This window comes from Peribacillus sp. NPDC096448 (genome assembly GCF_044762675.1).
Taxonomy (GTDB): Bacteria; Bacillota; Bacilli; order Bacillales; family DSM-1321; genus Peribacillus; species Peribacillus frigoritolerans_B.
In genome coordinates, this window is sequence record NZ_JBIWEU010000041.1 from 1 (window position 1) to 10,655 (window position 10,655).

Here is a 10,655-nt window from a genome sequence, read left to right on the forward strand (position 1 = left end):
AAAAACGGCAGCTACAACATCAAGCAAGAACTAAAAATAAAGGGAAAAACCGGCAACATGATTGGAAAATGGAAAGATAGTCAGGAAAATTGATAAATGGCCCCCAAAGAAGAAGAAAAAGTCAGCAGGAGCTGGAACGTTAAAGAATGATAAACTATTTTTACTTCTCTCCTAATTTGTTTTCAAGGCTTACATCAAGGAATATTGACTTGGATGACGCTGAAGATGGCGATTTAATTCATGTAAATGAAGAAGATAAAGTGGCCAATAGTGTATTTGAAGTTACAGCGTATTGGTATATTGGTTTGCAAAATTATGTTATAAAAAGAATAGCAAACTAGAAGCTTGCTATTCTTCATGCTTATGTTTTAAGGTTTTTTAATAAGTTTATATTTTTTTATGAATTTACTTGTATTTGAAAAAGATTTAATCTTTTTAGTTCTTTTTTTATTTGTGTACAATGTATATTTTACTTTGTTTAAACGAACATATTTATTTTCTTTTTTGTAGCACGTAGCTGTGATATATACATTTTTATTTTTAATTTTACTTGCAAATATGGAAGCTACTCCGGATGCAAGAGCTGCTCTTCCTTTATTTTTAAAACTTCCAGCAAGGTATCCAGCGACTCCTGCAGCAAATGTCTTTGCAGTTGTAGTGTTAGGTGCTTTATATTTTTTTGTTTCAACTAATTTCCAACTACCAGTGGGTTCTGGTGCAACACGAACATAACTAGCAGCCTGAACTGATTGAGCTACTGGTGCGGTTACTGTGAATATAAATGTTGAAGCTAATAACAGAGCCATTATTTTCATCTTTTTCATTTTTTTTCCACCTTTTTATTTTTAAATATAAAAGAAAAGAGAGTTATTGTGTGTGAACATTTTGTGAATAATAGAAAAGGCGGTTTGTTTTGTATGAAGGATAGATATTTAAAAATTTATAATACGATTAATTGGCCCATTATATTTTTTGCCATATTTTTAGTTGTTTTTTTGTTTGATATAAATGTGAGAATAGCTTTAGTTTTATATGCTTTTATCGTTTGTTTAGATATAGTTGCAGTTCTTATTCAAAAGAATACAAAACAATTTATTATTAATATTTTTGCTGTGGTTATTTTATTTGGATTAATGTTGTTTTTTAAATAATATAGACTAATTAAAGGCCCACTTAAAACTAGCATGATAAACTATTCTTAATTCTCTCCTAATTTGCTTTCAATGCTCACATGGAGGAATATTGTCCTTCTAGACAAAAAAATCCCTAGATTCTAGGGATTTTTTTGTCTATTTTTTTAATTTGATTTTTAGAAAATCATCCGTATAGTGGTGAATGTGATAACCTGTTCCGTCATCCCTAATTTTTAAGCCTAATGCTTTAAACATAACTTTGGGAATAAATGTCGTTCGAAAAAGTAAATCTTTATGAAAATAAAAAAATGGATTTCCTTTTTATTTACGGTTTTTAAAGTCTATAGTGTTAGAAAAGAGCATAAGGAAAACTGATATACTAGGCAAAGCCTAATGTTTTTATGGTTTTCCCGAAAATGGGCTGACATGGGTCTTATAGATGGGCTTATATGGGATACACGCTTTATAAACATGTTTAACCGTTAAGTATACCACCAATTAGTGAAATACGCTAAAGTTTTTTAAAATATTGTTCGTTTCCTCTTCAGTAATGCCAATATAACGCAGGGTGACAGAAGGATAGGAATGATGCAGGATCCGTTGCAACATGGCAATATCCTTTGTGGCTTTGTAAAACCAATAGCCAAACGTTTTTCGTAAGGTGTGATTGCCAACATGTTCCACGCCAGCGAACTCTGCAGCCTTATTTAACTGCCGGTAGGCCTGAGTAGGGGTAATGGGGCCTTCTCCCTTCCTAGACGGGAATAAATAGGGACTCGGGACGTTTTTGGCGTACTCATAGACCTCCTGAAAGCAATTCGCGATATATATGTCGCGGATTTTTTGCGTTTTGCCTTCCTTAACCCGGAGAATCTTGTGTTGTTTGCTTTTAAGGTCCAGGATTTGCTTCGTGGTGAGCTTGAGTAGGTCCCCGACACGTAGGCCAGTCTCGCACCCTACGACAAACAGGATGTAATCACGCTCCGAACAATGGCGTTTCAGCGCCCATTTCATATCTTCCAACTGCTGCTGATCCCGGATCGGCTGCACATCTTTTGGTTGCGTCATCTTCATCGACCTTTCCCTATCCAAACCCTTATGTATCAACGATTTGAATGTACGATTTTTTCTCTTTTATCAGTATAAAGAGAAAAAAAGAAAAAAGTCAATGAAATCAAGGATTCAAATGTACGATAATTTATATTATCATACATTCAAATTTGAGAAAAAAATATCCTTCTTAATCTAAAGGGGCCAATTTAGTTTAAGATTGAAGTTAAGATTATGAATAGAATTTAAGCCTTAGGAAACACATCTAAATCAAGGATGTGTTTTTTAAAATTGTAAAGCGACCTTTACAGTAAAGTTTGCTTTACGTTATAATTCAAGTAGTAGTGGAGGGAAGTGGTTTTATGGAAAATCGAATGAAGCAATTTAGGCAAGAGAAAGGAATATCTCAGGAAAAAATGGCAGAAATGTTAGGGGTATCTCGGCAAACAATCATTTCAATTGAAAGAGGTAGATACAACCCTTCATTGCCTCTTGCAATTCAAATAGCTCGTTGCTTTGAAACAATCGTTGAGAAAGTTTTTTTTATTGAAGAAGAATAAGGAACATGAAAGGTTTTTGATCTTTTATTAACATAGGAGGGCATATAGTGGAAATTAAATCTGCTCAAAGGTTATATATTTTTTTGGGATTAATCTTTTTAGCGAATACTGCATTATTAGTTACAGTTTCTATTTCGGGGGGAGGATCTCTTAAAGGTTATGAATTTGTGATGTTTGGGATTAGTATCATGGCATTTTGTAATGCATATATTTATCCTCAATTTAAAGATAATGATGAACGTTCAAAAAGAATAAAAGAAAAAGGTATGTTTTTTAGTTATTTCTTTATTTTAGGTTATTCAATAATAATAATGGGGCTTTTCCAGTTTAAAGTTATTCATATAGATGGATACCAAACTATTTGTTTAGTAGCTTCACTAATTATAATGACTGTTTTTCTATCTTTTGTTGTACTTTCAAAACGTTATTAATTTAAAACTAATAAGTCCGTTAACGCCATAAAAAGGCCGCCAATCGGCAGCCTTTTGAACGTATGATTCTTTCAATTATCATACATTTCAATAAAAAAGAACCCTTCCAAAAAAACGAAGGGTTACTTTTTATCATTGAAATATTCTTCTGTTACCTGAAGTTGCTTTTTCAAAATTTCTTTCCATAAATGACCCCTGACTTCTCCCGTTCCCCTTGAAACCTTTGTTCGTTTTAAAGTTCCATCTTCCATTTGCTTTATAAAGTAAATGTGATGCCCCTTTTGTTTAAATTCTTCCCAGCCGTCTCTACGGCAGAATCGTTCTATCTCTCTCCAACTGGGCATCGGATAAGTGATTTAACTCCTTCTGTATCATCCTGGGATAAAACATTCATAATAAAAGGGAATTGGTCATGTCTATTAGGAGATCCAAAATAGGTCTTAAAATTATCCTGATACTCATTCGCATATTCAATTAATTCTTCAGTTAATAAATCGAACGCTTCTTCTTCGGTCTCACCATTCTCCACGAGGTCGAATCCTTTAAGTGAAGCTGTAACAGAACCATCTTCTTCATATAACAGTTCAGCTTCAAAAGTGAAAGTAGCAAACGCTGCTTTGAGATGTTCAGAACTAAGAGCCGCCCATGAATCCCGATTCCGTTTCACAAATCGAGGGCCTTCTCTAACGATATCATCATTAAATTGTCCCCAGTGTCTACGAACATCAGTAGCATTAAGTGTTCCTTGCATAATCATCTCTCCTTTCTACACCTCCTACATTAACATATTATGTACACTATGTACACTATGTACGTAATAGGATGCCTGTTTTTCATTATATTTAAACACAATAATTTTATGAAACAAAAAATCCTCATAAAAAGCCACATCTCTTCTAACCTTTTCATATTCATTTTTACTAACATGGATTTTTCATTTATACTTAGATTCATGAAAGGATTTAAACAATTTCATGATTAAATTAATAAATACTTAGCTGTTAAGGATAGGTGAAATCATTTATATATTTACTTATCCATCCTATTTATCCAACTTACCCATGTTTAGATCCAAATTAGAAAGGTGGTAGGAAACTTGGATATAAGTGAAAATCAAGGTGGAGAAAATCTTGATGAAAACTTGGATAAAGGCTTTACCGTCAAAGAAGTTGCAAGCTTCATAGATGAAACTCCAAACGTCATTAGAAACTGGTTTAAGGAGCTACGCCAATATATCCCTCACGTAAAGAATGACAACGGCTATAACGTCTATAAGCGTGAAGGAATAGAACGATTCAAAGAGATACAAGCTCTTCACCGCGAACAAAATTGGTCCATGAAGCAAATTGAACATTATTTTGCTACTGGTGGAGAATCATTCAAACCTGAACCTGAAAAGAAAGCAGGGGAAATGATTGCTGAAGAATTAAAGGCAATGCGTGAAGAATTAGCCATACTTAGGGAAGAAAATCAAGAGATTAAGACTCACTTGGAGAATCAAGAAAACTTTAATAAAGCCTTAGTAGAACAACTTCAAAAGTTTGAAAGGGGAAGTGTCGAGCGTGATGATCAATTAACAAAAGCCATTAAAGAAGCCAAGGAACAGAAAAAGTTAATAGCAGCTACTAATGAAAACCCGGATACTAACCCAGATAAACAAAAAAAGAGTTTCTTCGCTCGGCTTATCGGAAAGTGAATACTAATCGTTTAAATCCCCAAAATTTCAAAGAAACTATCCGCCCTTTTTGTGGTTATTTATCAAACATAGCAAAGCCCAGAAGTCGACCAAAATTGGCCGACTTCTGGGCTTTGCTATGTTTAGTAGCTTCGGGTAAGGTGCTTTATGTTAACTAGAAATGTATAACGTATGCAAAATTTCATTTAATAAAACAGAACCAAAATAATAAATGGATTTAATAAAATAAACATTATTAAAGAGGATCTTCAACAAGGCAATTTAGTTCAAAACTAATATGGGATAAATAATATGGTAAGGTGAAATTGGAAAGGGATGACAAAATGAAGTAATAAACTAAGGAGGGTTTAATAATTTGAGGTGGTTTTTTGCTATTCTATTAATTATTTTTGGAGCTTTTTTATTTTCATTAACCATTGATCAAATGGGAAATATAGGTCATATAATTATGAAAATTATAGGAGTGGGAAGCATTTTTGTTGCTGGTTTAATTGTTAGAGGCAAGAAAGAAAAATAAAAATAAATAGTTTATCCTACATATAACTTCGTAATTAAGAAATTAGTATTTTTTATTTTTTTTTGACAAAATTAGGTATAATCGCCTACATAAATGATATGAGGATTTATAAAGATTGCATATGCTTTCGCATTATTCCCTTCTAAACCTGATTCACCTTTAAATAAAAGAGCTTTTTTCTTAAGTGAATTAATAATTTTACTTGTATTTGATCTATCAGTACCTAAAAAACTAGAAATCTGTGAAATATTCATAGGTGCAGGATTTTTAGCTTTAATATCTTCTACAATGCAGTTACTACTTTTTCTATAGTTTTACGTTATAGCGTAAAGACTCATAAACTATCAAATTTACTTGTTTTTTGGTAGCAATTGTTGGATAATTAACCATAACAAAATATGGACGAAAAAAAGAACTCCAACGTGTCTAAGTGGTGGTGGAACACCCTTAAACCGTTCCCCCTAATTGCCCTAGGGAAAACACTTGTCGAAGTCCTTTGTTACTAATAAAGTTATATCACTTATTTTAGTGTATATTGCTTTCAGTTTCAAGGAAAAAATATTGTTTCTTTCTATTTAGACACAATAAAAAAGACGCTGTTTCCCTTAATCTTTATCGGGAGCAGTGTCTTTTTTATTGTCCTCTAAGGAGGAAATACCATGTTAGTAGCAGGCAGAATAGAAAATTTTAAAGACTACAGCAAGTTTAGCAGCATAAAGGAATTTAACAACACGATTGAAATGTTCCTAGCCGAACATAAAAAAGACTTCACCAAAGGAGAACTCATCGCATTCAAACGCCTGGTTCGATTCTCCGCAAAATATGCAGGTGTGGCCAACGCCAAAATCGGAACGCTAGTAAAAGCGATCAATGAAAAATTAAAGGGGTTTGGCATAAGTCGTTCCACATTTGAACGGATGCTGAGAAAAGCGAAGGGTTTAGGTATCTTATCCATCGAAAACACGGCAAAATCTAAAGGTGGCAAAGGACATAATGTCTATATTTTCAACACAATTGATGTATTAAAAAAGAGAAAATTGACGTATTGCGAGAATGAAGAGAGTCCTTGTGAGAGTAAGGACGAGTCCTCCAATTTTGAAGGGGAAACTAGTAATCTTTTAAAAACTAGTAATATTAAAAGATTAAATATACGTAAAGATCGTGTTTTAGATGCTACTTTTACGGCTTCTTATGTTCCTAAAGAATTTGTCCAGGCTGTTAAGCCTTTCTTTGATCATGCAGCCATGATTGAAGACTTTTGGAAAAGTGTTTTCCTTGATACAAAAGCGATTTCACACATAGTTGAACTAGAAACCATTACATATACAGCCATAAACGCCTTTAAACAAGCGATTAGAGGTTATAAACGAGGAAAAGTAAAAACCAATCTGGTTCGTTATTTCACAGGGACTTTTAAAAAACTCATGGATGAAGCTTATTCGGCTCTGCCATTAGAGCAGTTTGCACCTCTTCCATAAAAAAAGCCCTAAAAGGACTCTCATGATTTCTATGTATGTCATAACCTTTTGGGAAAAATAAGAAAAACAGGTATCTCAGAAGCTTTACTCGTTCTAATTTCTCTTTATTAAGCTTTCTACCACGTTTTTCGTTGAATCGGTAACAATAAATAAGGCGGTAGTGTAAAAATCGCTTATTCGGCCTCCTAGCGCCCTTAAAATACTTATGTGTTTTTTAACTTGCATTTCAAATTATCCTTTAATTAAAATTCGATTAAATATCTTTCCTATACCGTAAATAACTAACATTCCAATAGGCACTAAAAATGCTATTTCTAATAAAGTATAAACCAAGTACTTTGTACCGTTAAAAATAGAAAAATTGGTAGCCCCTAAAGCCAGAATGAAAGCAATGATAAAAGTAATGAAAACATTATAATTTTTCATTTTTTTTCAATCCTTTTTTTATGAAATATAACCACGTGTTTTACAAAAGTCTGTGAAGGAATCGTATTTACCCTTTAAACTCTTACAAGCCTTTGAAATAACTTTCCATTTATTACATGCAGATTTAACTCCCCAAGAGTAAAATCGCTTGTGATTTTAGAAGCTAATTCCCAACCGACAAAAATTGTAGGGGTGCTAAAACGCTACAACAACTACCGGTAATACAAATATCGTGATTTCTCCTGAATCAGGCCCTAAGTAATCTTTAGAAGAAGTATTCCAAACTTAAACTCAAAAGAAAATACAATGTGGCTGCCAATATAAAAGAGAGCACTGTACCTACACCAGCACGTGCTAGATATAGTTTAACGCTACTTGATTGAAATTTAGCAAACTTTAGCTTCTGCACATATTCTAAAACAATAAACATCGAGGCGAGTCCAATAAAAATAGTAGCAATGCTACTCATTACTGTGACCAAACTTTTAGTAGGATGAAATTTGAGTTAAATCTGAGAACCTTACCATTTTGAAATTTCATTTATTTTGGATCCCCCTACAATATATCTAACATTCAAAATATAATATAACAATAAGACTATCAGAATACAAATATCACCAAAAAAGTATGTTCCTGGAATTCGATTGGAGTTCTACTCTCAAATTTTAGGAGTTACTGTAGTCTTATTTTGTCCAATAAATAAGTTTAGCCGATTTACGATGAGAATAGAGCTCTTCACATTTTGATTCTCCCGTTTTTTACTTCCTCAATTTGTTCTTTGGTCATCGTTACGATTTTTTCTTTATTTTTAGTAACATAGTTTCTCAATGATAAGGCTAATTTTTCAGCTTCCTCTGGTCCTTCAAATTCAAAATTTTTTTCAAAAATAGCTCCCACTTGAATCAATCGTTTCGTTCGGGCTTTTCTCTCTTTCTCTTTTAATCGGTTTTCTAATTGTTCTTTTCTCTTCTTAATTTTCTCCATTTTCTCTTCTAACTCTTGTAATCTCTCACTATCCGTTTTCCGAGCCATAGATCGAACCCCTTGTCCATTCCCAAAATTTTCTTTAAGTATAACTAAATAGGTGATAGAATACTAGACAAAAGGCAAGAATCGCCACAATGAGTGCGGCATGATTCCCTGAGATCGAAGAGCAAAGGGCGCACTTATACAAACTTCGTTTGTGTGCGGTTGCTACGCAACGGAAAAGCATATTCGCCAGTGGGCGAATACAAAAATCAAACCCTCCATTCGGATGCAGGCCGAATGGAAAAGACGTATCCGTCTACGGGACGCATACAAAAGGCATCGCCTATTCGGCGAAAACGAAATAAAGCAGCAACCATCTTCGATGCTTTCTGTTTTATTTCGTCCCTATCAAACCCATTAAAGGAGGTGCTTGATCATGGCGATTTACCATTTCTCTGCACAAGTGATTTCCAGAAGTAAAGGTCAATCGGCTGTCGCTTCAGCAGCCTATCGTTCTGGTGAACGATTAAAGGACGAACGAACGGATGAAATCAAATTCTATAAAAGAGAAGTCCAACCGGAAACCATGATTCTTGCGCCTTCTCATTCTCCAGAATGGGTACAAGATCGGCAACAACTTTGGAATGAAGTTGAGAAATCCGAAACAAGAAAAAACTCACAAGTGGCTAGAGAAATTAATATCGCTTTGCCTAGAGAATTATCCCATCAAGAACAAGCTGAGTTAATTCGTGGGTATGTTCAAAAAGAATTCGTCGATCAAGGCATGATTGCCGATGTAGCGATTCACCGTGACGACAAAGAAAATCCCCATGCCCATGTCATGTTGACCACTCGCGAAATTTCCGAAGAAGGATTCACCGTTAAAAATCGAGACTGGAACAAAAAAGAATTGTTAGTGCACTGGCGTGAACAGTGGGCAGAACATGCGAATCAATCCTTAGAACGTGAAGGCATCAGAGATCGTATCTCCCATGAATCCCATGCAAAACGAAACCTGATTATTTTTCCAACGATCCATCTTGGCCACGTTGCCCATGAAATGGAGATGCGCGGAGTCCAAACGGACCGAGGAACGATCAATCGTGATCGTCAAGAATACAATCGTCTTGTCGTGGATCTCCAGACATACCGGGAAGAAAAGAAAGCCCTGGAACAAGAAAAAGCACGTAAGCAAGAACAATGGCAACAATCCGAACGCTTCAACACGCCTGCAGAACGTGTTCACTTACAAGAAGCTTCTAAGCTTTTGAACCTGGATCGTGAACCTACCTTGCAAGAAATCGGTGTAAAACGTAAAGAGCTCGATCAGTGGGAAAACCAAGTGAATAAGGATGACCAAGTGATTCGATGGAAAGAAGAAACCATCCTAGGCGCTTCTGAAACCTACCGATGGATTCATATTTTTGAAAACCAGCGCCAACAAGCACAGGACCAATTGCAACATATCAATTGGATGAATCCCTTTAAACTAAAGGAAAATCGAATGACAAAGGAACAAGCCGAACGGGACATGTCTAAGGCAGAAGACCAAATAAAATCACGGGATAAAACGTTAGATTCCTACCGTGAAAAACTTGGCTTCCATACCGAAAAAGAATTCCAGCAGGTGCAACGTCAACATCAAACGGATTACCCAGGTCTCCTAGAGAAAAATCGACAGATACGTGGACACATCTATCAGGAAAGAAAGGTCTTAGAAAAGGCTGGAATAGCCCATCAGAACGCTTTTGTGTGTCAAGTGGCCTCTTTATATCCTGAATGTCCTGAAATGCGCTATATAAGCCTTGAAACGGCTAAAACACTTATGGATATGAAAAAAGCACACGGAAATCAAGTGGTCCCACTTGAGACCATCCAGAACACGCTGACTACGCATAAAGAAGAAATTCATAGGCTCCAGGGTGAATTGGATCGTGTGAATCAGCACCGGTCACGCCTGCAGCGTGCGGAAGGCTATCTGAAAAATTATGAAAAACATCATGCCATTGTTGAAAAAATCGAGAACAATCCTTTCTTGAAAGGAAAATTGCTTGTTTCAAAATCGGCTAAACAAGAGTATGACCAGGCTATTTCTACACGTGAAAACTACCAAGATATGATGAAAAAAGAAGGTGTTTCTGGAAGAATGGACCTTGAAAAACAATTCTATACTTTAGGGAAAATGGAAGCTAGAGTTCCTGCATTTAAAGATCAGATTCAAGCACAGGCAAAGGGTCTCGACTTATTTGGCGCAATTATGGAAGGCATTGAACAGGCAGGAAGGAACATGCAGAGAGAACAAAAACGGCAGCTACAACATCAAGCAAGAACTAAAAATAAAGGGAAAAACCGGCAACATGATTGGAAAATGGAAAGATAGTCAGGAAAATTGATA

The 10,655-nt window shown here is 35.1% G+C and carries 13 protein-coding genes; 8 read left to right on the top strand and 5 right to left on the bottom strand.

Going from position 1 to position 10,655, the window contains the following annotated elements; genetic code table 11:
- Positions 1–209: 209 nt before the first annotated feature.
- Positions 210–341, top strand: coding sequence for a hypothetical protein (locus tag ACIQ0C_RS26665; RefSeq protein WP_403065746.1), 132 nt, complete (start codon positions 210–212; stop codon positions 339–341).
- A gap of 27 nt (positions 342–368) precedes the next feature.
- Here the strand turns inward: ACIQ0C_RS26665 and ACIQ0C_RS26670 are convergent, their stop codons facing one another.
- Positions 369–824: a hypothetical protein gene (locus ACIQ0C_RS26670; RefSeq protein ID WP_403065749.1), complete on the bottom strand. Its 456-nt coding sequence runs from the start codon at positions 822–824 to the stop codon at positions 369–371.
- Between the two features lie 93 nt (positions 825–917).
- On the opposite strand from ACIQ0C_RS26670, the gene ACIQ0C_RS26675 reads away from it, so the two are divergent.
- Complete coding sequence (locus ACIQ0C_RS26675; RefSeq protein ID WP_403065752.1) at positions 918–1,151, top strand: hypothetical protein; 234 nt, start codon at positions 918–920, stop codon at positions 1,149–1,151.
- A gap of 480 nt (positions 1,152–1,631) precedes the next feature.
- On the opposite strand, the gene ACIQ0C_RS26680 is transcribed toward ACIQ0C_RS26675, so the two are convergent.
- A complete protein-coding gene (locus ACIQ0C_RS26680; protein ID WP_403065782.1) occupies positions 1,632–2,201 on the bottom strand; it encodes a tyrosine-type recombinase/integrase in 570 nt (189 codons plus the stop codon).
- A 344-nt stretch (positions 2,202–2,545) separates the two neighbouring features.
- On the opposite strand from ACIQ0C_RS26680, the gene ACIQ0C_RS26685 reads away from it, so the two are divergent.
- Both ACIQ0C_RS26685 and ACIQ0C_RS26690 read left to right on the top strand, forming a co-directional pair.
- The gene (locus tag ACIQ0C_RS26685; RefSeq protein WP_403065755.1) at positions 2,546–2,743 is read left to right on the top strand and encodes a helix-turn-helix transcriptional regulator; all 198 of its coding nucleotides are present in this window, start codon (positions 2,546–2,548) and stop codon (positions 2,741–2,743) included.
- A gap of 47 nt (positions 2,744–2,790) precedes the next feature.
- A complete protein-coding gene (locus ACIQ0C_RS26690) occupies positions 2,791–3,174 on the top strand; it encodes a hypothetical protein (protein WP_403065758.1) in 384 nt (127 codons plus the stop codon).
- A 322-nt stretch (positions 3,175–3,496) separates the two neighbouring features.
- Here ACIQ0C_RS26690 and ACIQ0C_RS26695 read toward each other — a convergent pair whose 3' ends face one another.
- Complete coding sequence (locus tag ACIQ0C_RS26695; protein WP_403065761.1) at positions 3,497–3,925, bottom strand: hypothetical protein; 429 nt, start codon at positions 3,923–3,925, stop codon at positions 3,497–3,499.
- A 345-nt stretch (positions 3,926–4,270) separates the two neighbouring features.
- On the opposite strand from ACIQ0C_RS26695, the gene ACIQ0C_RS26700 reads away from it, so the two are divergent.
- From ACIQ0C_RS26700 to ACIQ0C_RS26715, 3 genes are all read left to right on the top strand, one after another.
- Positions 4,271–4,870, top strand: a complete 600-nt coding sequence (locus ACIQ0C_RS26700; protein ID WP_403065764.1) for a MerR family transcriptional regulator — start codon at positions 4,271–4,273, stop codon at positions 4,868–4,870.
- A gap of 355 nt (positions 4,871–5,225) precedes the next feature.
- Positions 5,226–5,387: a hypothetical protein gene (locus ACIQ0C_RS26705; protein ID WP_403065767.1), complete on the top strand. Its 162-nt coding sequence runs from the start codon at positions 5,226–5,228 to the stop codon at positions 5,385–5,387.
- Between the two features lie 659 nt (positions 5,388–6,046).
- On the top strand, positions 6,047–6,865 hold the full coding sequence (locus ACIQ0C_RS26715; protein WP_403065770.1) for a hypothetical protein: 819 nt from the start codon (positions 6,047–6,049) through the stop codon (positions 6,863–6,865).
- 231 nt (positions 6,866–7,096) lie between these two features.
- Here ACIQ0C_RS26715 and ACIQ0C_RS26720 read toward each other — a convergent pair whose 3' ends face one another.
- Complete coding sequence (locus tag ACIQ0C_RS26720) at positions 7,097–7,291, bottom strand: hypothetical protein (RefSeq protein ID WP_403065773.1); 195 nt, start codon at positions 7,289–7,291, stop codon at positions 7,097–7,099.
- A gap of 735 nt (positions 7,292–8,026) precedes the next feature.
- On the bottom strand, positions 8,027–8,323 hold the full coding sequence (locus ACIQ0C_RS26725; RefSeq protein ID WP_403065776.1) for a hypothetical protein: 297 nt from the start codon (positions 8,321–8,323) through the stop codon (positions 8,027–8,029).
- Between the two features lie 373 nt (positions 8,324–8,696).
- On the opposite strand from ACIQ0C_RS26725, the gene mobQ reads away from it, so the two are divergent.
- On the top strand, positions 8,697–10,640 hold the full coding sequence (gene mobQ / locus ACIQ0C_RS26730) for a MobQ family relaxase (protein ID WP_403065779.1): 1,944 nt from the start codon (positions 8,697–8,699) through the stop codon (positions 10,638–10,640).
- Positions 10,641–10,655 lie beyond the last annotated feature (15 nt).